The organism is Flavobacterium sp. GCM10022190, assembly GCF_042656445.1.
In the GTDB taxonomy this organism is placed as follows: Bacteria; Bacteroidota; Bacteroidia; order Flavobacteriales; family Flavobacteriaceae; genus Flavobacterium; species Flavobacterium nitratireducens.
Genome location: NZ_JBHSOQ010000001.1, coordinates 1,089,365 through 1,114,874, shown reverse-complemented (window position 1 = coordinate 1,114,874; position 25,510 = coordinate 1,089,365). Strand labels below are relative to the sequence as shown.

Below are 25,510 nucleotides of genomic sequence, written 5' to 3'. Positions count from 1 at the left end.
CGAGTTGCTGTACATCCATTAGCATCCGTAATAATAACTGAATATGTACCTGCTACTAATCCTGTCCTATCTTCTGTTGTAAGTCCACCTCCCCAATCAAAAGTATACGGAGCTGTTCCTCCAGTTGGCGTTAAATTAATTGCCCCTGTCGAACCACCATAACATGCTATATTAGTTACAACTGTTGATGCTGAAACAGCTGATGCTGGCTGATTTACAGTAATATTTCGAGTTGCTGTACATCCATTAGCATCCGTAATAATAACTGAATATGTACCTGCTACTAATCCTGTCCTATCTTCTGTTGTAAGTCCACCTCCCCAATCAAAAGTATACGGAGCTGTTCCTCCAGTTGGTGTTAAATTAATTGCCCCTGTTGAACCACCATAACATGCTATATTCGTTACAACTGTTGATGCTGAAACAGCTGATGGCTGAGTTATATTAAATGTTTTTGTAGCCTGACATCCATTGGCATCAGTAACAGTACATGTCCATGCTCCAGCTGTTAATCCTGTAACTGATGTTGTTCCATCACCTGTTGGGTTGCCCGGAGTCCAATTGTAGGTATATGGCCCTGTTCCTCCAGTAGCAGCATTTACACTGGCTGCTCCGTTTGCGCCACCATTACAAGCAATATTCGTCTGCGATTGTGGTGTTAATACTGGATTTGAAACTGTTAAAGTCGCTGAACTCGAATTGGTACTACAAGAACCATCCTTAGCTACACAACGGTATAAATAACCATTCATACCAGCAGTTGCTCCTGTAATGGTCAATGTAGATGTTGTTGCACTAGAATAAACACCTCCATTAGTAATATCTGTAAAACCTGAACCTGTATTTACCTGCCATTGATATGTTGTTGCTCCTGTTGCAGCAATAGCAAATGTAGTATTACTTCCATTACAAATTGACCTGTTTGAAGGATTTGCTGTTACAGTTGGTGCCGTACATGAAGGTGTTTCAAATAAACGAAAATTGTCAATTCCCCATTCTTCATTTGAACCTTCAGAAAAAACACGAATTAATAAGTTCATTGTAGTTCCTGTCCCTGCGATAGACTTAGTAAATTCATTAAACGCATTAGTTAATTGGGTTCCATCACCACAACCATCGCCATCTGTATCTTCAAAAAGATATTTATCTCCTATACCACTAGCGCTTCCTCTGTTAAAAAAACGAATCAAACTATTGTATGGTCCTCCGTCTATACTGTATTCAATAATGATGTAATCCGTATTAGTAGTTCCTACACCACTATTACAAGCTTGTGTATTATCCCAAGGTTCGTTAGTACTATTCGCTGCTAATAACCCTTTAAAACTCAATCCGGTTTTCCCGCTAATATTAATATTTGACCATAATATTTGAAGTTCATTTGTTGCAGCCGCCGCAGTTTGATTACTAACGGCTCCACTTGCAGTAAATCCTGTTCCTAGTGCATTATGATCTTCACCAGCCCAATAATAAGTCCCCTCTTTCCCAGTAAAAGGTACAAACTGAGAAACTGTAGTCCCATCAGTTAATTTAAAATAGGCCGTACTGGGCGATATAGTCCCTCCATTTTCTTCAGTTGTTCTGGTCCCACTCGAAGGTGAACTTTCAAAAGTATCACTCCAAAATTGTGTTTGTGCTTTACCTTCTATGTAAAAGCAACAAAGGAGCAATGTAAAAATTAAAGTAAAGTTTTTTTTCATAAGCAATAATTTTTTTAAATGATTTATTCTTTTATTAAATGAAAGTTAAATTTTGATGTTATTTCATCAGATGATTTATTGTTATTGGGGCAATAATCAGGATTAAATTTAGGATTGTAATCCCATTCACTGCTATGTATATTACATCCGTACTTGGTTAAATAGAGATAGCCATTGTAGGTTTTGTAACCGTTAGCCGTAATTTTTACCTTTAGTTTGTTAGAATTTTTACCAGAATCAGAGAAACCAGAATTTATTGTATAAGAACCATTGTTTGAGTTTAGTTCTCTATAAGTAGAGAAAAATCTATTTCTTTTTACCGATATATTTATATTAGCATTAGTAATTGGCTGAAGTGTATCAAAATCCTTAATGAAGCCCTTAATCGAAATTTTCTCTTTAGAATTAACAATTGGTTTTAAATCCAATACATTAGATTCCTTATCACTTGTTGAAGCATGGACTTCAGTTTCTGAAAAAACCAAAGCTCCAGTAGTGAAAATAGCTGTGCTTTTAACAAATTGTCTTCTTTTCATAATTTATTTAAATTTTTTTCCTAAAATGTTTGCTTGAAAATTGAATTGTTTTGCAGTAATTATTCCCATATCTGTTTTTAATATTTCAATAGAAACTTGTTGGTCATCTGAACAAGCAACACTGATATTTCCATCTTCAGTTATAGAAGTAATTGTCCCAGGATTTAAGTTTTGATGTGGTTTATTGTAGAGAGAAGCTGCAATAATTTTAATTTGTTCCCCTTCAAATGAAGTGTCTGCACCAATATTCCATGGATTACATGAATTTATTAAAGCTATTATTTCGTCAGCAGTCATATTTTTCCATTTAATACAGGTATCTGAAAACTCGGGCTTTTCATAAAAATAAGCATCTTTGGATTCTTGTATAGAACTTGGTATTTTTTCAGCATATTGAATCATATTTGCCATATTTAATGCAACTTGAGCAGTATGATCACTGAGTTTAACAGCCAGTTTCCCATAAGTATCATTTTGTTCAATTTTTAAAGGATCTTTAAAAATAATAGGACCTTGATCATATTTAGAATCCATAAAATGAACACTTATTGCCGTAGATTTTTCTTGATTTTTAAGAACTTCAAAAATGGGCATGGGGCCACGATATTGAGGTAAAGGACCAGGGTGAAAATTGATAAATTTTTCTTTACCGTAGGAAAGAACATCTTCTGGTATCAAAAAAGGAAAACTTATCGAAAAAATAAAATCGGGCTTCAATTTTTCAATCCATGATTTCATTTCTGATATGCTCTTTTTATCCGGAAAAGATTTAAAAGCCAAATTATTATTTTCTGACTCTGTTTCTAATGCTTCAATGACCAAGCTAGAACTTTTTCCAATTCCAATTCCGCATAAAAAGTTTTCAAACGCTAGTTTTTGTAGTGCTTTGAAAGCATATTTACCTCCACATAAGATTAGTATTTTTTTTTGGCTATTCATAGATTATATACATACATAACTATTGTACCATGCAGAGGTAGCTGAACCTAACTCTAATTTGCTTAGTAATTCAAAATTTTGATATGTATCTGCTATTTTTGCAAGTAAATTTAGCCTACACATTCCGTCTTCTTCATTTAGAAGAATTTCTGCTTCATATAATGGTGCAACTGATGTATTTGTTTTTTTGTTAAAACTTATTTTTCCTCTTGGACTTTCGAACTCGAAACTTAATAAATCTGAAACAGTCTCTACTATGTTATTCTCATGTTGGTCTAAAAGCTCCAAGAGTTTTATTATTATTAGGGCACTTTCCCATGCCAATAGTGAAAATAAATTAGGAGTTCTTCCTGTTTTTTTAATGGCACTAATAAATAAATGGTTCTCTGGCGAATCTATACTCTTAGACCATGCAGCAACACCTTTTACTGTACAATTAGGAAAAACAGCTTTTTGTAACATTGTTTCTTCAAAGCTAAAGGGAGAAAGATACAAAGTGGTTTTTTTGTCGGAAATCCAATCTTTAATTTCAGAAAAATACCATTGTACATAATCACCACTAAAAAGACTTAAAAGCGCACTATTTGGAAATTGATCCAAATAGTTTTTTAATGGTTCCATTGTAAAATCATTTTCTTTATATCCAGTGGCGTGATTAAAACAAATTTGACCTCCTGCTTGTTCAAAGCTATTACACAAACTGTAGGTTTGAAGATAACCACCGTCATAATATCCTGTAACCATTCCTGCTGAAAAATAACCATCTTTAATAGCCTGTTTCGATGAAAACCAAGCTCCTAATGAGTTTTGCAAGGAATGATAGATAATATTTGGACAAGAAGTGTATTCAGTGGGTAAATTAGCTCCTGAATCTAAAACAATAAGAATTTTATTAGCCGCTAAAAAAAGAGGGCGAAGCAACTGAGCCATTCTATGACCCATAAAGGCAATTACCATTGTTACATTTTCTTCTAATAATAATTTTTCAGCACTTCGGTAACATTGTTGTTTATCACTTCCAAAACCTATATTTTCAGTAACTATTTTAACATCCTGTAATCCATAATGATTTAGGCCAGAACGAAGACCTTCGAACAAATCAAAACTAATTGTTTCATAGTAGGTTGAACGAGGTAATAAGACTCCAATTTTAGGCATAATATTAATTTGTTATTATTTGAAATGTTCTTCAAACTAGTTTCTGCTTGGGAATATTCCTTGCGTAGCTATCGAATAATTTAATATTAAGTATGGGTTCTCAATTGAAAAAGGCATTGAAGACCCGGTAACAGCTGTTACTCCAGAGGCTACAATAGAAGCCGAAGAACCATTTGCTGCATCAGTATATAATCCTGATGAAGTATTTGCTAAAACTGCGTTTACAGGACTATCTGTATCTGCTCCTCCTTCAGAAACTGGAATGCTTAAAGAAATTCCTGATGCTGAATGAACATGGGCTGGCATATTAGATGTAAGTATATATGCAGATGTTGCTCCTGAACTCTCTCCTAATACACGATCTGAAAGCCCAGGCCCTTGACCTTGTCCAACGGGAACTCTCCCACGAAAATCTGGTAAAGCAAAAGTAGTTTGACCATTTCCACCGTATGTTGTTCCTAATAATGAGAATAAGGCTGTATTTTGAGCAATTGATAAAATTTGCCCATTACACATTTCATGACCTCTTGGATTAAAATTAAATCCAAAAATTTTAATTTCTCCTATAAATGGTTCTGTTGACATAAGTTCTTGTTTTAATTGACTAATTCCTACTTGGAAATATTCCATATATAGCAATACAATAATTTACTACTAGATAGGGATTTTGTATATCAACAGGAATGGATGATCCTGCAATTCCTGTTGTTCCTGAAGCTGCTAAGGAACTACCATAATTCATACCCGCTGTAGCAGCAGTAGCATACATATCTATAGGAGCTTGAGCCAAATAATTTCCTACTGGAGAATCTTTATCACCTAACCCACTAGCTACAGGAAGATTTGCTGTGATTCCAGTTGCCTGATGATTATGAGCTGGCAAGTTTGATGTTAATAAAGTCACTGATGTAGTACCACCCAATTGCCCAATTGAATAATTACTAAGCCCTGGACCTTGTCCTTGGCTTTTAGCTACACGTCCTCGTAAATCAGGGAGTGCAAAAGTAGTTTGACCATTTCCACCATACGTTGTTCCTAACAAAGAAAACAACGCTGTGTTTTGAGCAATTGACATAATTTGCCCACTGCACATTTGATAGCTTTGCGGAGCAAAATTGAATCCAAAAATTTTAATTTCACCTATAAATGGTTCTGTTGACATAATATATAAATTTTAAAGATTTTGAAATATTATTTCTGTTAATAAAAAGTAAATATATTAAAAATTTATCATATATTGCTGACATAATATCTTTTTTATTAAAAAATAATATTGCTAATCAAAACAATTAATGATTATTTAATCTTCGTTTAATATCTGCCATGCCCTACAAGAAAAAATTATTTGAAATAGAAATAATCTTACAGTTTTTAGACAAAATAGAAATAACTGTTATAGAAAAAGAATTAAACACTCCGACATTTTTACCTGGACTTGCTTTAGGAGCAAATTGTATCTTTGTGGATTTTGAAAAATTAAAATACCCTGGAGATTTACTACACGAAGCTGGCCATTTAGCCGTAACTGACAGCGAAACCAGAAAAAAAATTGGCACTAATAACATTCCTAACGAATGGCCAACACAGGGGGAAGAAATAGCAGCTATTCTCTGGTCTTATGCGGCTTTAACACACTTAAATCTTGAACCCTCATTTGTTTTCCACACTGATGGCTACAAAGGGAATTCGGAATGGTTTATAACAAACTTTACAAATAAAAACTATATTGGCTTACCATTTTTAGAATGGGCAGGACTATGCCTCAGTGAAGAAAAAGCCAAAAAAGAAAACAAAGAAGCTTTTCCAAAAATGTTAAAATGGCTAAGAGATTAGATTATGACCCAATTAGTACGAACCATAAAATTCCCACTAGTTTTTAACAGTCAAAAACTAAAAAATGATATTCAGAAAATAATAACCCAAAAATGGGTCAACCATTACAATTCTAATGACTATTCCGGAAAATGGACTTCTATTGCCTTAATGTCAAAAGGTGGAGACTCCAGCAATATAAATGCTTTTTCAAACAGCACAGAAGAATTCATTCCTACTGATGCACTTAGTCAGTGTGACTACTTGAAAGAAATTCTCAATGGCTTTTTGTTTGAAAAAACAGCTGTACGATTATTAAACCTTGGACCGGGAGCCGAAATAAAACCTCATACCGATTATTGTTTAGGCTATGAAGACAATATGTTTCGGTTACATATACCAATTATAACAAACCCAAATGTGGAATTCATCTTGGACGGAGAAAGAATAATCATGAATGAGGGTGAATGCTGGTATTTAAATACAAATTTTTTGCATTCCGTAAAAAACGGCGGAAATAATGACCGAATACACCTTGTTATTGACGGAATAAGAAATGAATGGACCGATACTCTCTTTTTAAAGGAAGCTTCAATTGAAGCATTCAAAAAACCCAAACCAATTATTGATGAAGATCAAAAAAAGCTCATAATTGCTGAATTAGAAAAAATGAATACACCAACAGCCAAAACACTAATTAATAATTTAAAAAACAATTAAAAGGCTTTTTTCTCTATTACTGTATTTTCCATCACTAATACATCAATAGCTGTTTCCTTAAACAATTCAATAGCGTCTAATGGAGATTCGACCATGGGCATTCCTCTTTTATTGAAACTGGTATTAAGTAATACCGAAATTCCACTATGCTTACCAAATTCTTCAATTAATTTATTAAATCTGTAATTCCAATTTACATCAACGGTTTGCACCCTCGCCGTACCATCACAATGAGTAACATTTACGAGCTGTTGCAAAAATTCTGGTCGCGTTTTATCAACTAAAATCATATAAGGACTATTGCGACCTTTTTCAAAATAATCTTCAACCTTATCTTTCAAAACCGCTGGAGCAAAAGGACGAAAATCTTCCCTGAACTTTATATTTCTATTGATGTGATTTTTCATATTCTCAACACCTGGATGAGCTAATATACTTCTTCGACCAAGAGACCTGGGACCAAACTCAGAACCTGACTGAAACCATCCAATAGTTTTACCATTATTTAATTTTGCCGCGCAATATGAAATCAACTCTTCTTCATTCAAGAAAAACAGTTTATTAAAATCTTCACCTATCTCTTTCTTTACCACAACATCTATTTCTTCCTGAGAATATTGTTTCCCAAAGCAGGTACTCCCATCATGCTGTATTTTTTCTTCACCAAAATAACTGATCCATCCATAGAATGCGCATCCCAGAGCCAATCCGTTATCGGCCGCAGCAGGCTCAAAAAAGATATTCGTTTCAGGGAATGCATCTTCTAATTTTGAATTTGCAACTGCATTAAGAGCAACTCCTCCTGAAAAACATAAATTTTTATGCGGAAATCGCTCCATTCGAAATTTAAAACAACTCAAAATAGCTTTTTCAACCTGTTCCTGAGCCCATCTGGCAACATCTGCATAATAGGAAAAATGCTGTATAAAATATTCATAGCCTTTAGAAGGATTAAGAAAATTTCTCTTCCAATCATCTTTAACAAATAAGCATTTATTTCTAAACTCAAACGCATCACAATCAAAACTATTTGATTTTCCAAAAGGGGCTAAGCCCATTAGTTTTCCAACATCTTCCATATCTCCAAAGACATATTTACTAACCGCAGCATAAAATCCTCCTATCGAATGCTTAGTGGTTGACATTGCTAAAAGGTCATTATTCATTTCACCCATTTCACTAAAATCCTTAAACAAAGGAATTAATTTATTATCCCGGAAATGATAAAAACTATCTTTTTCACATAACATCTTATTTTGCCTGATGAATTTTGATTGAATTGTCAACTTTTCTTCTGGATGCAGTTCCAGATGCTGATTCAAAGGACTTCCACATCCATCAATAATCATAACTGCGCATTCTGAAAACGGAGAAGTTCCTACTGCACTATATGCATGCGACAAATGATGTGAAATAGTAATAATTTGAGGGCTATTAGCATCAGAAAAAATCCTTTTCCCATTAAATTGTTTAGGATTTGGGATATCAAAATTTGCACACTGCACAACTAAACTTATTGCACTCATATCAATTCCTTCAGCTTCTAAGCAATATTGAATGGCCAGTGTATCATTTCCCCCATCGTGTTTAATCCGGGTTAGACGTTCTTTTTCAATCGCAACGCAAACACGGCCATCTTTAAGCAGTACAGCAGATCCATTATGCGAAAGTCCTGTACCAAGAATATAAATAGGTTTCTTCATTTTTTAAATAGTGGGATTAAATTTCAAAAGAAGAACAGACATACTTTTCTTTTAATTTCGATGATGAATTAATAATACCACAATTAACATGTAACATTTCAAGAAACGTATTAAATTAGACCGTTACAATGATAAATAATTATTTTTGTCATTAATAATTTTTATTAACTAATTTACCCAAAAACATAGTATAAAATGAAATTAGATTTGTTAGAAAATTTTTGGAATCGAATTTTAAATACCAATTCTAAAACAAAAGTACCATCTGACTGGAATACTGAAACTGGATATTTATACCAATTGGGTATTAGCATGGAAGAAACCCTGCAATATCTTTATCAGCAGAGACCATCTTTAATAAATTTCATAGATTGGGTAGAAAGTAAGAAAAGAAAAGTGTCAAAATCAATTCAAATTGAAAATGTCCTTTCAAAAAATGACTTAGCTTTTTGGGAATCTAATGGCTATGTTGTTATAAAAAATGCTATCCCACTTGAAGATTGCATAGCGACCCAAAAAGCAATTTTAGAATTTTTAGAAAAAGATATAAATGATAGTAGTTCCTGGTACAAACACCATGAAAAACAAAGCGGATTAATGGTTAACTTTTACAATCATCCTACATTAGAGAAAAACAGAGCGTCAATAAAGATTCAAAAAGCTTATGAACAGTTATATCAAACCACTAAAATCTATAAAACGATAGATAAAGTAAGTTTTAATCCTCCAGTTACTAATGAATTTAATTTTTTAGGAAGTAATTTACATTGGGATGTTAGCCTAAAACAGCCTATTCCTTTTCGATTACAAGGCTTATTATATCTTTCAGATTGTAATGAAAATGAAGGTGCTTTTAATTGTGTACCTAATTTCCATAATCAAATAGCCAATTGGATAAATACAATTCCTTCAAATGAAAACCCAAGAGAATTTGCTCTAAAAACATTGGTTGCCAAGCCCATAATTGGCAATGCAGGTGATTTCATTATTTGGCATCAAGCTTTACCTCATTGTGCTACTCCAAATTACGGAAAGACTCCGAGATTTGTCCAATATCTAACCTATTTTCCAGAAAATTATACCGAAAGTACGGAATGGATTTAGTGATTTTTTTTAGTTTTTTAATGAAAAAACATTTTTCCAATCTGTTTACTAGTGATTTAGAAACTACTTTAACCAATAAATTCTATTTATAAGATTTGTTTAATTCTTTAGATATGTAGTCTGATTTTAACTTTTTTCAATTGACTTCCGTTTACTCCATTTTACTAACTCTTGTTACATAATGAAATCCTATATTAGCTATATGAATATTAATAAATTAAGCGATATTTACACGCAATAATTTATTGGGTTGAGCAAACAATTTTTCAAAAACATATACTGAGGTACTAGTTTTAATTTATTTTGCCTCATCTGATTAAGCCTTCTCTTATCTGAAAGGACTCCTAGATATTGAATTCAGATTGGAATTTTTAATTACGCGACTGTTTTTTTTAATCAACTATCTTCTGATGTCGATATTCAAAAACAACAATTACCTTTTATCATTGAATCTTATCAAAAAGCATTAACAATTGATCCAAACGACAAAGGCACCCTAACAAATATTGGCGTTTGTTATTTTAAGATTAAAGATTATCGAGCGTCAATTAATTACACAAAACAAGCTTTGTCTTTAGCCAAAAACGACTATTCTTTACAATCTAATTTAGCAGATGCTTATTTCAGAAATAACGATTTCGACCAAGCTATTTCTATTTACAAAACATTGATTAAAAACAATTTCAAACAAGAAAACACCTTTAATTATTACGGTACAGCTTTATTTAACAAAAAAGAATATTCGGAAGCTATTAAGATTTTTAAAGAAGGAATAAAACAAAATTCAAACTCCCATGAATTATGGTTAAACTACGGTAATTCACTTGCAATTACTGGAAACCTTTCTGAAGCTAGTTTTGCTTTTGAAAAGGCTCATAAGCTAAATCCTTCTGATAAAAACACATTAAAATTTTTAACAATGATTTACCAACAACTTGGTAATATACAAAAAGCAAATTTTTATTATGCTGAGTTCACAAAATAGAAAGTTCTATTCTCATTCAACCAACTTATTATATTGCTCCACTAAAACACTTCCCCTTTCTGCTTTTCCTGTTTTTCGTAATGCATCTCCAAAACGGAAATAATAAATAGGTTCCAAGTCGTTTGTCATTGCAAAAAGTTCTTCGTACCACCTTGCAGCCTTTTCCATTTGATTCTTGAAATAATATTGATTTGCGACCTCCTTGAACATAAAGATCGACTTATACCCTTTTTCAAGTACCCTTTCATAAACATGGACAACATTTACTAGAATAAAGTCTTTTTTCGCTGTTTTAGGTGCATCACTACTAGCTGTTGTGGTATCTTTAACGGGTGTGGAAGTCAAATTGATGACAGGTTTATCCTCTAATTTAACCAATTTAGTAATAACCAAAGCTAGCGAGCGCTGCTCTATCGGTGGGTTATCTGGAATTTCAATTTTACCACTTTCGATGGCAATTTCAAGCAATTTTGTTGGCTCTCGTACAACATTTGCATCTACATTCCTAGTCTCAATATAATGTTTTTTTCTAGGGTTTTCTTCTTTATAGACAGGTGTAATTATCCTGATATTTTCCGGCCCCATTTCAACTCGACTTATCAAACTTAAATTAGAAACTGTATATCTCGTAGTTGACCCTCCAAATGTCATATTCACAATCTCCTCAACCTTATAATACAAGACATTTTTAGTCTCAATACTACTATACACTTTTCGAACTTGGCCATGGATACAAATCGAACAACTAAATAAAAAATACAAAACCAGACTTAATACTATTTTCTTCATAATTACTTTCCTTAAACCACCTTAGCATTAAGTACCCAATAAAAAAAGGTGTTCATACGGAGTACTTCTATAAACACTTTTAAAGGAGCAAACAACTAACTCTGTATTTAAATAAATACTTACAAAAGTACTAAAATTTAAAGAGTTGACAAAAAAATTAAACACGCATTTATAGACAAACCATTTTTAAAAATTTACTATTCCAAAACAAGTTTTAATTTTTTTTGGTTGTCGTAATATTTTTTTAAAATAAAATACACTCCATGAAAAATCAAAAAAAGCAAAATAAAAGGGAGAACAAAAAAATATCAGAAAAACATTCTTTCAAAAAAATTAAAAAATCTATTGATTTAAAGTGAAATCAAAACCATTTATTAAAAATAATCATCCGAAACTACAAAAACACCTCATAATCCACAAAATACAGAAGCGAATAAACATTGTTACAAAAATAACTTTATACTATGAAAGAGAAATAAAACTAACTAACCCATTAAAAATCAACTGTAGCAAACAAACATTGTATATCGAATTAAATTGGTTTGGGTATCGTATATAATCTATAATATTAATTGAAAACAAAATTTGATTTTTATACTTTTGCTCCCTTATTACCACTAGTTTAGAATAAAAGGTTGTAAAACCACAGAAATACACTAAAAAATTTAAAAAATGAGCAAGACATTATTTGACAAAGTATGGGATTCGCATGTTGTGCGTAAAATTGAAGACGGACCAGATGTGTTTTTTATTGATCGTCATTTCATTCACGAAGTTACTAGTCCAGTAGCTTTCTTGGGGCTTAAAACAAGAGGCGTTTCAGTATTATATCCAGAACGTACTTTCGCAACTGCCGATCACAATACACCGACCATTAATCAACACTTGCCTGTTGAAGATGCTTTATCTGCAAATCAATTAAAAGCATTAGAAACTAATGCAGCAGAATACGGTATTTCACACTGGGGATTAGGTCATCAAAAAAATGGAATTGTACACGTAGTAGGTCCTGAAAACGGAATTACCTTACCAGGTGCTACAATCGTATGTGGAGATTCACATACTTCTACTCATGGTGCTTTTGGTGCTATCGCTTTTGGTATTGGTACATCTGAAGTAGAGATGGTGCTTTCTACTCAATGTATCATGCAACCAAAGCCTAAAAAAATGCGTATCAACGTTAACGGAAAACTAAACAAAGGTGTTACTCCTAAAGACGTTGCATTATACATTATTTCTAAATTAACTACTTCTGGAGGAACAGGATATTTCGTAGAATATGCAGGAAATGTTTTTGAAGAAATGACTATGGAAGGTCGTATGACTGTTTGTAACCTTTCTATCGAAATGGGTGCTCGTGGTGGTATGATTGCTCCTGACCAAACAACTTTCGATTTCTTAGAAGGACGATTATATGCTCCAAAAGGGGAAGCTTGGACTAAAGCTGTAGAATATTGGAAAACTTTAAAAACAGATGCTGACGCAACATTTGATGCTGAATTAAACTTCAATGCGGAAGATATCGAACCAATGATCACTTACGGAACAAACCCTGGAATGGGAATTGGTATTAGCCAACACATTCCTGCTGCTAGCGAGGTAGAAGGCGGTGAAGAAACGTATAAAAAATCATTAGCCTACATGGGCTTCAATGAAGACGACGTAATGATTGGAAAACCTATTGATTATGTTTTCTTAGGAAGTTGTACTAATGGTCGTATCGAAGACTTTAGAGCTTTTGCCGAAATTGTAAAAGGCCGTAAAAAAGCGGATAATGTTACTGCTTGGTTAGTTCCAGGTTCTCACGTTGTGGAAGCACAAATTAAAGAAGAAGGAATATTAGACATCCTTACTGAAGCTGGTTTCGTATTACGTCAACCAGGATGTTCGGCTTGTTTAGCAATGAATGATGATAAAGTACCAGCTGGAAAATATGCAGTAAGTACCTCTAACAGAAACTTCGAAGGTCGTCAAGGTCCAGGTTCTAGAACATTATTAGCTTCTCCAATTATGGCAGCAGCTGCAGCAGTTACTGGAAAATTAACTGACCCAAGAGATTTGTTATAGTCAAATAGCAAGTTCAAAAAGCAACAACAATTTCAAAAAGTATTAAAAAATAAAGATTTTAAAAGACTAGTGATCTTATTTTAGAAAACAATCTAAAATCTGAAGTCTAAAATCTGAAATCTAAAAAAAAATGGCATACGATAAATTTAATATACTTACTTGTAGTGCAGTGCCACTACCTATTGAGAACGTAGATACTGATCAAATCATTCCTGCACGTTTCTTGAAAGCTACAAAACGTGAAGGTTTTGGAGACAACCTTTTTAGAGACTGGAGATACAACGGAGACGGAACTCCAAAAGCAGATTTCGTATTAAACAACCCAACTTACAGTGGAAAAATCCTTGTAGGTGGAAAAAACTTCGGATCTGGTTCTTCTCGTGAGCACGCAGCTTGGGCTGTTTACGATTATGGATTCCGCGCTGTAGTTTCTTCTTTCTTTGCAGATATTTTCAAAGGAAACTGTTTAAACATTGGTGTATTGCCAGTACAGGTTTCTCCTGAATTTTCAGATAAAATCTTTGCTGCAATTGAAGCAGATCCGAATACGGAATTAGAAATCAATTTACCTGAGCAAACAATCACTTTAAAAGCGACAGGAGAAAAAGAATCTTTTGATATCAATGGATATAAAAAGAACAACATGTTAAATGGTTTTGATGATATCGACTATTTACAAAGTGTGAAAGAAGAAATCGTAAGTTTTGCTAGCAAGCTACCTTACTAAATAACACAATCATACTAAAACGCAGCTGCTAAAGCATTCCTCTGGAATTGTATTTAGCAGCTGCTTTTACCGTTTTATAAAACACACAACAAAATGATTTCTGTTTGATGAAATCAGAACTTTTTTAAGCATCAAATTATAATGGGAAAGAGAAAAATTGAAATAATGGATACGACACTTCGTGATGGTGAACAAACCTCAGGAGTCTCATTTTCTGCTGCAGAAAAACTAACCATTGCCCAATTATTATTAGAAGAGTTACATGTAGACCGAATCGAAATTGCTTCTGCTCGTGTAAGTGAAGGCGAATTTGAAGGTGTTAAGGGAATTATGACTTGGGCCGAAGCAAAAGGATATACCGATAAAATTGAAGTATTGACTTTTGTAGATAAAGGTCTTTCTATTGAATGGATGAAAAAATCGGGTGCAAAGGTTCAAAACCTTCTAACCAAAGGTTCACTCAACCACCTTACCCATCAATTAAAAAAAACACCTGAACAGCATTTCACCGAAATTACTGAAGCTATTTCTTTAGCAAAAGAAAACGGAATTACCACCAATGTGTATTTAGAAGACTGGAGTAATGGTATGCGTAACTCTCCTGAATATGTTTACCAATACTTAGATTTCATTAGTACCCAACCCGTAAAAAGAATTTTACTTCCCGATACCTTAGGAGTACTTATCCCGTCTGAAACATTCGAGTATATTTCAGAAATTACCAAAAAATATCCGCACATCCACTTTGATTTCCACGCCCACAACGACTATGATTTAAGCGTTGCCAATGTGATGGAAGCCTTAAAAGCAGGTGTTCACGGACTACACGTTACTGTAAACGGTATGGGTGAACGTGCTGGAAATGCACCTTTAGCCAGCACCATTGCTGTAATAAACGACTTTATGCCAAATATTGAAATAGGCGTAAAAGAAACCTCATTATACTCGGTTAGTAAATTAGTAGAAACCTTTACTGGATACCGTATCCCAGCAAATAAACCAATTGTAGGCGACAATGTTTTTACTCAAACAGCTGGAATCCATGCTGATGGTGATAATAAAAACAACTTATATTTCAACGATTTACTTCCAGAACGTTTTGGAAGAAAAAGAAAATATGCTTTAGGAAAAACTTCCGGAAAAGCCAATATTGAAAAAAACCTTCAAGAATTAGGATTACAATTAAACCAAGAGGATTTAAAATTAGTAACCCAAAGAATTATTGAATTAGGTGATAAAAAAGAAACGGTTACTAAAGAAGATTTACCTTATATCATTTCGGATGTATTAGACAGTCATACCTACCAAGAAAAAATTACGGTAGAATCGTATTTACTTTCTCATGCTAAAGGAATGCGCCCTTCAACAACACTTTGTCTAAAAATAGACGGACAAATCATCGAAGAACACGCCCAAGGTGACGGCCAATTTGATGCCTTTATGAATGCCTTAGCGAAGATTTATAAAACTAAAAAAATGAGCCTTCCTAAGCTGATTGATTACGCAGTAAGAATCCCACCTGGAAGTAGTTCGGATGCTTTATGCGAAACAATTATCACTTGGCTAAATGACGGAAAAGAATTCAAAACAAGAGGATTAGATTCTGACCAAACCGTTGCAGCCATCATAGCTACACAAAAAATGCTAAACGTTGTAGCCGAATAAATTTCAAAACAAATAATTAATATAAATCATAAAATAATGAAGTTAAATATCGCACTTTTAGCCGGTGACGGAATCGGACCAGAAGTAATTGAACAAGCAGTAAAAGTATCTGATGCAGTTGCACAAAAATTTGGACATGAAATTACTTGGAAACCAGCTTTAACTGGTGCTGCTGCGATTGATGCAGTAGGCGAACCTTATCCAGATGCCACTCACGAAGTTTGTAAAAATGCTGATGCTGTTTTATTTGGTGCTATTGGACACCCTAAATACGACAACGACCCTTCTGCACCAGTTCGTCCAGAACAAGGTTTATTAAAAATGCGTAAAGCGTTAGGTTTATTTGCAAACGTAAGACCTACATTTACTTTCCCTTCTTTATTAGATAAATCCCCATTAAAAAGAGAAAGAATCGAAGGAACTGATTTAGTTTTCTTAAGAGAATTAACAGGTGGTATTTACTTTGGTGAAAAAGGAAGAAAAGACGGTGGAGATACTGCTTATGATAACTGTGTTTACACAAGAGCTGAGGTACAACGTTTGGCTAAAAAAGGATTTGAATTAGCGATGACTCGTAGAAAAAAACTATGTTGTGTTGACAAAGCTAACGTTCTTGAAACTTCACGTTTATGGAGAGAAACTGTTCAGGCTATGGAAAAAGACTATCCAGAAGTTGAAGTAAGCTATGAATTTGTGGATGCAGTTGCGATGCGTTTGGTTCAATGGCCAAACTCTTATGACGTATTAATTACTGAAAACTTATTTGGAGATATCTTAACTGATGAAGCTTCTGTAATTTCAGGATCTATGGGATTAATGCCATCAGCATCAATGGGAGCAGAAGTATCTTTATTTGAACCAATCCACGGTTCTTACCCACAAGCAACAGGTTTAAACATTGCTAATCCAATGGCTACTGTATTATCAGCTGCTATGATGTTTGAAAACTTCGGATTGATGGAAGAAGGAAAAGCAATGAGAGACGCTGTTAACAAAGCTTTAGAAGCAGGTGTTGTTACTGAAGATTTAGCTAACGGTGGTAAAGCTTACGGAACTAAAGAAGTTGGAGATTGGTTAGCAGCTAATATCTAATACCTACAAATACACATAAAAAAAGGAGACAATTTAACAACTGTCTCCTTTTTTATATCAAGAAAAATAATTTTAGTATCCTCCTCTGTTTCCACGGCTATCACCACCACGGTTGTTTCCATAACTTCCACGAGAATCATTTCTACGGTTGTTATTAAAACTTCTTCTTTCACCTTCTGGTTTTGGTTCTGATTTATTCACTACAATTGTACGACCTTGAACAGACGCTCCGTTCAATTCTTCAATTGCTTTTTGAGCTTCAGCATCAACTGGCATCTCAACAAAACCAAACCCTTTACTTCTTCCAGTAAATTTATCAGTAATAATTTTAACAGAATCAACTGCTCCGTAAGCCTCAAAAGACTCTCTTAAATCTGCTTCCTCAATACTGAATGGAAGGCTTCCAACAAAAATGTTCATATATATTTATTTACAATAATTAGAACAAATGTAGTCTTATTTTTTTATAACACACTATAAATAAGCATATTTATATTCTTAATTATTTTCTTTTAAAGAACAGGGTGTAACCTTAATTTACAGTAACTGGCACTTTATAAAAAACACCGTATTGAAAATTTAATCTTGGCCCAGCCATTGGATTATCGAAAGTATTAACTAAATTACATTTAAATGTTCCTGAAATAGTTTTCCCAACAGCATCATATTCAGTAATTTCAAGCTCACCATTACCCACATTAAAACCTGATGAAAACATAATTGTTTCTTTAGTAATTGGATCCGTATATTGATAATTTGCCGTTGTATTGGCATTTGTTCCTATAGTATAAACACCAACTGCCGTAGAACTATTTTCTAAGGTCATTACCTCAGTAGCTGTATAGGCCTCAACAACCACCTTCCCACTTGAATATACTGTTGCACGAGTTTGAACAGCTTTCCAAAGGACATTATCTTTCATTCCTTGAAAGGCTGGATTGTTAAACTTAACATCCTCTTGACAAGAAAACAAAGAGAAAAATAACACTAAAAAAGGGAAAAACTTTTTCATAAAATAAAATTTACAAACAAAAATAAACTATTCGAATTAAAATAACCGAAATGCTTAAAAAAAAGAAACAAAAAAATCGCTAAATTATTACATATCAAAATACTAAAATTCTATTTGCTATATTAAAAAATAATGTATCTTTGCAGCCTTAATTAATCGAGGTCGTGTACCTCAAAATTTAATCACAAAGATTATGTCAGTAAAAATTAGATTACAAAGACACGGTAAAAAAGGAAAACCTTTTTACTGGGTTGTAGCAGCAGACGCTCGCTCAAAAAGAGATGGTAGATACTTAGAGAAAATCGGTACTTACAATCCAAACACTAACCCTGCAACTATCGACTTAAACCTTGATAGCGCTGTTAAATGGTTACACAATGGTGCTCAGCCAACTGACACTGCAAGAGCTATCCTATCTTACAAAGGAGCTTTATTGAAACACCACCTTGATGGAGGAGTTCGTAAAGGAGCTTTAACACAAGAACAAGCTGACGCTAAATTAACTGAATGGTTAGAAGCTAAAGCTGGAAAAGTTAATGCTAAAAAAGATGGTTTATCAAAAGCACAAGCTGATGTTAAAGCTAAAGCATTAAAAGCTGAACAAGAAGTAAACGCAAAACGTATCGCTGCTGCTGCTCAAGCTGAGGCTGATGCTATTGCTGCTGCTCAGGCAGAAGAAGCTACAACTGAAGAAGAAGCTCCAGTTGCAGAAGAAAACAACGAAGAAGCTCAAGCTTAATTTAACAGGCGAAAATGCGTAAAGAAGATTGTTTCTATTTAGGTAAAATCGCTAAAAAATTTAGTTTCAAAGGGGAAATCTTGGCTTATTTAGACACAGATGAGCCTGAGTTATACGAAAACTTGGAATCAGTGTTTGTTGAACGCAACAAACACTTGGTTCCTTTTTTTATTGAAAGTAGTTCTCTACACAAAAACGATTTTCTTAGAATCCGTTTTGAAGATATAAATACTGAAGAAGACGCAGAGTCTTTGTTAGGTAGTGATTTATATCTCCCATTAAAAATGTTACCGAAACTTACCGGTAATAAATTCTATTTTCATGAAGTAATAGGTTTTGAAGTAGAAGACAAACGTTTAGGGATTGTTGGTGAAATTCAGTCTATTAACGATACTACTGCGCAACCACTTTTTGAAGTATTAAAAGATGGTACCGAAATCCTGATTCCAATGATTGATCATTTTCTGATTAAAGTTGATCGTGAAAACAAAAAAGTCATCATGGATTTACCGGAGGGATTAATCGAAATGTATCTTTAAAAAAGTAATCAGTATTCAGTTTTTAGTGCTCAGTTTTAAAAGTAAAAATAATCACTAATCTTTATTCTGCCATTACTATGTCCAAATTCCAATTCAAAAAATTCTCTATTCATCAGGATCGTTGCGCTATGAAAGTAGGCACAGATGGTGTTTTATTAGGTGCCTGGATACCAATAAGTAATAATCCGTTTAGTGTTTTAGATATTGGAACCGGAACTGGAATCATCGCTTTGATGTTAGCACAACGTAGTAATGCCGAACAAATTGATGCTTTAGAAATCGATGAAGAAGCTTATGAACAAGCCACAGATAATTTTGAAAATTCTCCTTGGAATGATCGCTTGTTTTGTTTTCACGCTGGTTTAGACGAATTTGTCGAAGAACCAGAAGATGAATATGATTTAATTGTTTCCAATCCTCCTTTTTACAGCGAAGATTATAAATCGGATAATGAGCAACGAGACTTGGCACGTTTCCAAGATGCCATGCCATTTGACGAGCTCATTGAAGCTGCTGCTTTATTACTTTCTGAAAATGGAATTTTCGCAGTAATCATTCCGTTCAAAGAAGAAGAAAAATTCTTGGCATTAGCCCATGAATATGAATTATACCCTTTAAAAATTACCCGCGTAAAAGGCACACCTACTTCTGAGATTAAACGCAGTTTATTGGCTTTCAGCCGAAATGAAAATTCTGAATTTCCTATTGACGAACTCATCATCGAAACTACTCGCCACCAATACACTCCAGAATACATTGAACTGACGAAGGATTTTTATTTAAAAATGTAAATCATTCAAATCCAATTAGCCATCTTTATTTTAAGAGAATTTTAATTACTTTTTCATGCTTGATTAAAAATCCTTTGTGTAAATTTATAGTATAACTTTTGATTTTGCATTAAAAAAGTCCCACCACTATAATACCAATGAGAAACCATGAAACCAGATCTATTTCAAGCACCAGACTATTACAACCTTGATGAACTTTTATTAGAGGAACATAAATTGGTTCGTGACGCTGCTCGCGAATGGGTCAAACGCGAAGTTTCTCCCATCATTGAGGACTATGCCCAAAAAGCCGATTTCCCTACACAAATTATAAAAGGATTAGCCGATATTGGTGCTTTTGGACCTTACATCCCACAAGAATATGGCGGCGCAGGATTAGACCAAATTTCGTATGGCTTGATCATGCAAGAAATAGAAAGAGGCGATTCAGGTGTACGTTCAACAGCATCTGTACAATCATCATTGGTTATGTATCCTATTTGGAAATACGGTAACGAAGAACAACGACTAAAATACTTACCAAAACTGGCTTCTGGAGAATGGATGGGCTGCTTTGGTTTAACCGAACCCAATCATGGCTCCGACCCTGGAGGCATGACCACCAATTTTAAAGATAAAGGCGACCATTATCTCTTAAATGGTGCTAAAATATGGATTTCTAACGCCCCTTTTGCTGATATTGCTGTCGTATGGGCCAAAAACGAAGAAGGGAGAATTCATGGTTTAATTGTAGAACGTGGCATGGAAGGCTTCTCTACTCCCGAAACCCATCACAAATGGTCATTACGCGCTTCGGCAACTGGTGAATTAATTTTTGACAACGTCAAAGTTCCTAAAGAAAACCTACTACCAAACAAATCTGGATTAGGTGCGCCACTGGGTTGTTTGGATTCGGCTCGTTACGGAATTGCTTGGGGTGCCATTGGTGCGGCAATGGACTGTTATGATACCGCTTTGCGTTATGCTAAAGAAAGAATACAATTTGGAAAACCTATCGCAGGAATGCAACTCCAACAAAAAAAATTGGCCGAAATGATTACCGAAATCACCAAAGCACAATTACTAACCTGGCGATTAGGTACCTTAAGAAATGAAGGCAAGGCAACATCGGCACAAATATCAATGGCTAAACGAAACAATGTTGATATGGCCATTAACATCGCTCGTGAAGCAAGACAGATTCTAGGCGCCATGGGAATCACTGGAGATTATTCTATAATGAGACACATGATGAACCTAGAATCAGTCATTACTTATGAAGGAACCCATGATATCCATTTACTGATAACAGGAATGGACATCACGGGTATTTCAGCTTTTAAATAAAAACCAAAAAATCAATTATTTTGGTAATGTAGGTATAATAATTCTCCCTCTCGGAGTACTTAAAGTCTCTATAAAAGCTAATAAATCATTAATTTCTTCTTTGTTTAAATTTAATTTTTTTAGCAAAGGATCTGGTTTAGGAATTAGAGTATCTCTGGCAGTCCCTAAATATTTTTTTTGTATTGCTGAAGGATTACCCAAATTATAAAATTCTACAACATCTAATAAAGTTGGGAAATGACCGTGATGCATCCAAGGTCTAGTATTAACAACTTCTCTTAGTGTTGGCGTTCTAAACTTACCCAAATCTTCCATTTTATGAGTTACATTAAAACGGCCAAAGTCCTCATTTTTAGTTCCAAAAAGCGTTTGTCCATCATTATGAAATTGATTATCACTAAAATAAGGGGTATTATGACAATTAATACATTGTGCTTTTGTTCTAAATAAATGCAAACCTTTTACTTGTTGATCAGTGAATGCTTCCGATTTACCACTAACAAAATGGTCGAATTTACTTTTAGGACTTACAATAGTTCTTTCAAAGGTTGCGATAGCATATTGAATACGTTGTAATGAAACCGCATCATCCCCAAAAGCCGCTTTAAAAAGAGGCTTATAACCTTTTATAGTAGCAATTTTATCAACTGCAATCGTTAGTTTTTCATTCATTTCTAGTGGGTCACCAATAGGAAATTGTGCCTGATCTTCTAAACTTTTAGCACGACCATCCCAAAATAAAGAAGTAGCAAAAGCCGAATTCAAAATAGTCATTGAATTTCGTTTACCAGTTTGTCTGTCGTGACCAAAAGAACGCGTCAAATTATCCGTCCAACCTAATTCTGGATTATGACAGGAAGCACAGGCAATTTGACCACTCACTGATAGTCTAGGATCGAAAAAAAGAATTTTCCCTAAGCTTTCTTTTTCTTTCGAATACGGATTATAGTCAGGATAAGTTACTTCTGGCAAAACCCCAATATCCTGAAAAGTTTTCTTATCGATACTTTTGTCCAATTCGGCTTTAGGCCATTTGGAAACATCACCACTAGAATATACTTTTCGTAATTCCTGAATATCTATATATTTAGGACCTTCAAAGCTTTTATAAGCCGTTAAACACGACAAAACTAAAACGGAAAAAGTGATTAATTTTAATTTCATATTTATAAGGTTACTGGTTTTAAACAAGGTTCACTTAATGGGGTTAATGTTGGAAAAGTACTTTTATTATATATTTTATATTTAGAAGAAACAGTTCCTCCAAATAAAGCCTGATTTGTTAATCGTAAATCAAATGAAATCTCAAACAAACCATTCCCTTTGTCCTGATAAGTTCCCTCACCAGCAATTTCTATAGTATAACTTTTACCATTTGTTCCTGAAATAATGATATCCTGTTGGTTGACTAAAACAATTCCTTTCGTTTTATTATTTCCGCCCTCTGGAAAAAATTCAAGAGCAGAAGTAATATTAAAGCCAGGTGAATTAGCTGCAGAAGTAGATTCATTAGTGAACCAATTTTTCAAACCAAAAGAATTAGTCGTATTAGTCCCTGAGGTAACATTAAACCCAATTTTAAAAGCATCATGATAGACATCATCTGAGGTATCAGCGGTTCCTTGACCACTAAATTGAATAGCATTTGAATCATCTTTATTCACAACTACTGGAAAAGTAAACGCATTAAAAGCAAACCAAGAACAAGTTCCATTTCTTTCAAACCAATTAGCCCCATATGTTCTATAAAAAGGATCTGATAAATTATAAAAATTAGCAGCAGGATTCACATTTACATCTCTCGGAGTTATTAAAGGTTTCTCAATTGTCAAACTATTTTGCCCCTTAATCTCATAATCTTGAATTGCATTAAGTGTAATTTTAGTAATATAACTAACATCATCATCTTGAATATCTTCTAAAAGCGTTAAGTGATAGGTAATCGAATTTATATTTTCATCAAAATCATCACGAGTTAGTGAGTATTTAAATCCATTACGGAAATTAAAAAAAGAAGCATTTTCAATTTCTGAACGAAAAAAGCCATTAGGAAATTCTAACTTAAAATCTACAACCTCACCTAATTCCCCTTTTAATTCAATTTTACTAGTAGACAATTTATACGTTGTATTTATTTCTCCTAATTTGATCTCAAAAGTATCATTAGGAGCGATCGAATTTAAATTACCAATATGAACATCTGGATTCGAAACCGATTCTAATTTCAAGTTAATACCCTGATTTTTTATCCATCTTTTATCAAAAGAAAGGGAAATAGTATCCGTAAGTTTATTACCATCAAACAATAATTCGTTAGTTGGTTCGATACTAAAAACATTCGAATCACCTGAAGTTGTAGCACTAAAATTAACTCGAACCGCTTCTTTTAAAGTTGGCGAACTTAATGTTACCGGAACCTTTAAAGTTTTTAAAGATTGATTTGTATACGTACTCAATGGAATCAAAGACGTACCTACAGCAGGATATTCTAGTGGAACATTATTAGTATTCACTAAAAAATTAAATCTCACAAAAGGATCAAGATTATAGGTAGTGGACTTAAATTCATCTTTGGAACATGAAAGCATAAGTATCACGAACACAAATACTACCGATATATGTTTAATTATACGATTCATTTTGAACTAAATTAGAGTTAAGATTTTTATTTGCTAGCGGAATTGGTAACACATATTTAAGAGATGGATAGTTCATTTGGCAGTTATTGGAAATACAACCATCATTTCTTTGAACATTCTTTTTATTTCGGGCAATATCAAAGAACAAATGTCCTTCAAAACACAATTCCTTTCTTCTTTCCAAAAACAAAGCTTCTTCAAGATTTTCACTATCCGAAAGCAAAGTAGCATTGGCTCTTGCTCTGATAATATTGATATCTGTTTTTGCCTGATTTATATTTTGAAGCTTTAATGCTGCTTCAGCTCTAATTAAATATTGCTCCGACAATCTGAAAGCAACATATCCCGGATTATCCTGGAATTTTTTTGTAAAAGAATAATTTCTATTTACCTGAACATCATTAACTAAGGTTGATAACGGTTGCACTAAAAATAAATTTTTACGAATATCGCTTGTACCATACAATCCCAGTAAATCCTGCGAGGCCACATAATCCCCATAACTTGTTGTATTTACATATCCAAAAAAGGCTGATAAGGAACCTCCAATCGCACCCGAAGCATCCTTAGGAATTGAAAACTCAAGTAAAACTTCACTAATGGGTACGTTTGGTTTTTCCCATTCTGCCAAATAATTTTCAGTAGCAACTAAATTTACTCCTGAATTTTTAATCACATCATCTGCAATATCATAAGCATTTTGCCAATCATGTTTAGACAGATAAACTCTTGCTAACAATGCTTTCGTACTTGCAGCACTAAAAAAAGAATAGGATGGCCCTGTTAAAAATGAACTTGAAGAATACAGTTCCAAGGCATTTTTTAGATCCGAAATAATTAAAGAATAGGTTTCGGCTGCTGTTTTACGAGCTGGATATTCCAGTCCTTGCAAAATAGATTTTGTTTTGTAAATAATACCAAAGTGTGAAGCATTTTCAGTATAGCCATAATTTTGACTATACACTTCAGCTAGTAAAAAATGTGTATATGCTCTTATAGTTAATGCTTCTGCTTTGATTTGATTTTTTTCGGTTGTTCCTGCATCTGTAAGTGCATCTGTAAATTCTAAAATCAAATTACACTGATTTATGATATCATAACTTTCATTATAAAAAGATTCAAAATCTGAATCAGCAGATTGATCATCAAAAGAATAGACATTAGCAATATTTGTTGGTATTGCAATCACACCTTTTGAAGAACTAGTTACTTTATTTGGTGAAAACTTAAGGTTTCCACCTTGTAAATCAGCATAAACAGCAAAACGTTCTCCTCTTAAATTAGCCTCAAGATTACTGTAAACACCATTCAATGCCGTTAAAACACCTTGTTTAGTAGAAAGTTGCTCTGTAATTGAAATTTTAGTACCCGGTTCCTGCTCTAGGAAATCACTACAAGATTGTAGCAACAACAATCCAGCAAAAAGGAATACGACAAAACTGATTTTATATTGACTTTTTATCATTT

General features: G+C 33.7%; 24 protein-coding genes and 1 pseudogene. 12 read left to right on the top strand and 13 right to left on the bottom strand.

Features of this window, described 5'->3' with window-relative positions; all coding sequences use genetic code 11:
• The 6 genes and pseudogenes from ACFPTQ_RS04670 to ACFPTQ_RS04645 form a co-directional block, all read right to left on the bottom strand.
• Window positions 1–1,700: pseudogene (locus tag ACFPTQ_RS04670) on the bottom strand (hypothetical protein); the annotation flags it as partial.
• A gap of 23 nt (window positions 1,701–1,723) precedes the next feature.
• Window positions 1,724–2,236 carry a hypothetical protein gene (locus ACFPTQ_RS04665; protein ID WP_379774468.1) on the bottom strand — a complete coding sequence of 171 codons (513 nt, stop codon included), beginning with the start codon at window positions 2,234–2,236 and terminating at the stop codon, window positions 1,724–1,726.
• Window positions 2,237–2,239: 3 nt separating this feature from the next.
• The gene (locus tag ACFPTQ_RS04660) at window positions 2,240–3,175 is read right to left on the bottom strand and encodes a methionyl-tRNA formyltransferase (protein ID WP_379774465.1); all 936 of its coding nucleotides are present in this window, start codon (window positions 3,173–3,175) and stop codon (window positions 2,240–2,242) included.
• Between the two features lie 3 nt (window positions 3,176–3,178).
• The gene (locus tag ACFPTQ_RS04655) at window positions 3,179–4,333 is read right to left on the bottom strand and encodes an ABC transporter substrate-binding protein (RefSeq protein ID WP_379774463.1); all 1,155 of its coding nucleotides are present in this window, start codon (window positions 4,331–4,333) and stop codon (window positions 3,179–3,181) included.
• A 36-nt stretch (window positions 4,334–4,369) separates the two neighbouring features.
• The gene (locus tag ACFPTQ_RS04650; RefSeq protein ID WP_379774460.1) at window positions 4,370–4,918 is read right to left on the bottom strand and encodes a phage tail protein; all 549 of its coding nucleotides are present in this window, start codon (window positions 4,916–4,918) and stop codon (window positions 4,370–4,372) included.
• A 19-nt stretch (window positions 4,919–4,937) separates the two neighbouring features.
• Entirely contained in the window at window positions 4,938–5,495 is a 558-nt protein-coding gene (locus tag ACFPTQ_RS04645; RefSeq protein WP_379774457.1) for a phage tail protein, read from the bottom strand.
• A 161-nt stretch (window positions 5,496–5,656) separates the two neighbouring features.
• Here ACFPTQ_RS04645 and ACFPTQ_RS04640 point away from each other — a divergent pair, with 161 nt between their 5' ends.
• Entirely contained in the window at window positions 5,657–6,166 is a 510-nt protein-coding gene (locus tag ACFPTQ_RS04640; RefSeq protein ID WP_379774455.1) for a hypothetical protein, read from the top strand.
• 3 nt (window positions 6,167–6,169) lie between these two features.
• Window positions 6,170–6,865 (top strand): aspartyl/asparaginyl beta-hydroxylase domain-containing protein, encoded by a 696-nt coding sequence (locus ACFPTQ_RS04635; protein ID WP_379774452.1) that lies wholly within the window; start codon window positions 6,170–6,172, stop codon window positions 6,863–6,865.
• Here the strand turns inward: ACFPTQ_RS04635 and ACFPTQ_RS04630 are convergent.
• The gene (locus ACFPTQ_RS04630) at window positions 6,862–8,568 is read right to left on the bottom strand and encodes a carbamoyltransferase (RefSeq protein ID WP_379774449.1); all 1,707 of its coding nucleotides are present in this window, start codon (window positions 8,566–8,568) and stop codon (window positions 6,862–6,864) included. The two genes, ACFPTQ_RS04635 and ACFPTQ_RS04630, sit on opposite strands and share 4 nt — an antisense overlap.
• Window positions 8,569–8,763: 195 nt before the next feature.
• Here ACFPTQ_RS04630 and ACFPTQ_RS04625 point away from each other — a divergent pair, with 195 nt between their 5' ends.
• Together ACFPTQ_RS04625 and ACFPTQ_RS04620 are read left to right on the top strand one after the other, a co-directional pair.
• On the top strand, window positions 8,764–9,672 hold the full coding sequence (locus tag ACFPTQ_RS04625) for a phytanoyl-CoA dioxygenase family protein (RefSeq protein ID WP_379774446.1): 909 nt from the start codon (window positions 8,764–8,766) through the stop codon (window positions 9,670–9,672).
• A 355-nt stretch (window positions 9,673–10,027) separates the two neighbouring features.
• Window positions 10,028–10,657, top strand: a complete 630-nt coding sequence (locus ACFPTQ_RS04620) for a tetratricopeptide repeat protein (RefSeq protein ID WP_379775550.1) — start codon at window positions 10,028–10,030, stop codon at window positions 10,655–10,657.
• A gap of 12 nt (window positions 10,658–10,669) precedes the next feature.
• On the opposite strand, the gene ACFPTQ_RS04615 is transcribed toward ACFPTQ_RS04620, so the two are convergent.
• A complete protein-coding gene (locus tag ACFPTQ_RS04615) occupies window positions 10,670–11,446 on the bottom strand; it encodes a tetratricopeptide repeat protein (RefSeq protein WP_379774443.1) in 777 nt (258 codons plus the stop codon).
• 672 nt (window positions 11,447–12,118) lie between these two features.
• Between ACFPTQ_RS04615 and leuC the strand changes: the two genes are divergently transcribed.
• The 4 genes from leuC (at window position 12,119) to leuB (ending at window position 16,997) form a co-directional block, all read left to right on the top strand.
• Window positions 12,119–13,513 carry a 3-isopropylmalate dehydratase large subunit gene (leuC, locus tag ACFPTQ_RS04610; RefSeq protein WP_278034234.1) on the top strand — a complete coding sequence of 465 codons (1,395 nt, stop codon included), beginning with the start codon at window positions 12,119–12,121 and terminating at the stop codon, window positions 13,511–13,513.
• A 130-nt stretch (window positions 13,514–13,643) separates the two neighbouring features.
• Window positions 13,644–14,240 (top strand): 3-isopropylmalate dehydratase small subunit, encoded by a 597-nt coding sequence (gene leuD, locus ACFPTQ_RS04605; protein ID WP_379774440.1) that lies wholly within the window; start codon window positions 13,644–13,646, stop codon window positions 14,238–14,240.
• A gap of 141 nt (window positions 14,241–14,381) precedes the next feature.
• Complete coding sequence (locus ACFPTQ_RS04600) at window positions 14,382–15,905, top strand: alpha-isopropylmalate synthase regulatory domain-containing protein (protein WP_379774437.1); 1,524 nt, start codon at window positions 14,382–14,384, stop codon at window positions 15,903–15,905.
• 36 nt (window positions 15,906–15,941) lie between these two features.
• Window positions 15,942–16,997: a 3-isopropylmalate dehydrogenase gene (gene leuB, locus ACFPTQ_RS04595; RefSeq protein ID WP_379774435.1), complete on the top strand. Its 1,056-nt coding sequence runs from the start codon at window positions 15,942–15,944 to the stop codon at window positions 16,995–16,997.
• A gap of 72 nt (window positions 16,998–17,069) precedes the next feature.
• On the opposite strand, the gene ACFPTQ_RS04590 is transcribed toward leuB, so the two are convergent.
• Complete coding sequence (locus ACFPTQ_RS04590; RefSeq protein WP_379774433.1) at window positions 17,070–17,417, bottom strand: RNA recognition motif domain-containing protein; 348 nt, start codon at window positions 17,415–17,417, stop codon at window positions 17,070–17,072.
• 112 nt (window positions 17,418–17,529) lie between these two features.
• The gene (locus tag ACFPTQ_RS04585) at window positions 17,530–18,009 is read right to left on the bottom strand and encodes a DUF6252 family protein (protein WP_379774431.1); all 480 of its coding nucleotides are present in this window, start codon (window positions 18,007–18,009) and stop codon (window positions 17,530–17,532) included.
• Between the two features lie 193 nt (window positions 18,010–18,202).
• On the opposite strand from ACFPTQ_RS04585, the gene ACFPTQ_RS04580 reads away from it, so the two are divergent.
• From ACFPTQ_RS04580 to ACFPTQ_RS04565, 4 genes are all read left to right on the top strand, one after another.
• Entirely contained in the window at window positions 18,203–18,748 is a 546-nt protein-coding gene (locus tag ACFPTQ_RS04580; protein WP_379774429.1) for a 30S ribosomal protein S16, read from the top strand.
• A 14-nt stretch (window positions 18,749–18,762) separates the two neighbouring features.
• Entirely contained in the window at window positions 18,763–19,287 is a 525-nt protein-coding gene (gene rimM / locus ACFPTQ_RS04575; RefSeq protein ID WP_379774426.1) for a ribosome maturation factor RimM, read from the top strand.
• A gap of 77 nt (window positions 19,288–19,364) precedes the next feature.
• Window positions 19,365–20,078 carry a tRNA1(Val) (adenine(37)-N6)-methyltransferase gene (locus tag ACFPTQ_RS04570; RefSeq protein WP_379774423.1) on the top strand — a complete coding sequence of 238 codons (714 nt, stop codon included), beginning with the start codon at window positions 19,365–19,367 and terminating at the stop codon, window positions 20,076–20,078.
• Between the two features lie 147 nt (window positions 20,079–20,225).
• Window positions 20,226–21,404 carry an acyl-CoA dehydrogenase family protein gene (locus ACFPTQ_RS04565; RefSeq protein ID WP_379774421.1) on the top strand — a complete coding sequence of 393 codons (1,179 nt, stop codon included), beginning with the start codon at window positions 20,226–20,228 and terminating at the stop codon, window positions 21,402–21,404.
• 15 nt (window positions 21,405–21,419) lie between these two features.
• Here ACFPTQ_RS04565 and ACFPTQ_RS04560 read toward each other — a convergent pair whose 3' ends face one another.
• From ACFPTQ_RS04560 to ACFPTQ_RS04550, 3 genes are read right to left on the bottom strand one after another with little or no spacing between them, the layout of a single operon-like run.
• Window positions 21,420–22,568, bottom strand: coding sequence for a cytochrome-c peroxidase (locus tag ACFPTQ_RS04560; protein WP_379774419.1), 1,149 nt, complete (start codon window positions 22,566–22,568; stop codon window positions 21,420–21,422).
• Window positions 22,569–22,570: 2 nt separating this feature from the next.
• On the bottom strand, window positions 22,571–24,043 hold the full coding sequence (locus tag ACFPTQ_RS04555) for a hypothetical protein (RefSeq protein WP_379774417.1): 1,473 nt from the start codon (window positions 24,041–24,043) through the stop codon (window positions 22,571–22,573).
• On the bottom strand, window positions 24,027–25,508 hold the full coding sequence (locus tag ACFPTQ_RS04550; RefSeq protein ID WP_379774414.1) for a RagB/SusD family nutrient uptake outer membrane protein: 1,482 nt from the start codon (window positions 25,506–25,508) through the stop codon (window positions 24,027–24,029). Before ACFPTQ_RS04550 ends, ACFPTQ_RS04555 begins: the two co-directional genes overlap by 17 nt.
• Window positions 25,509–25,510 lie beyond the last annotated feature (2 nt).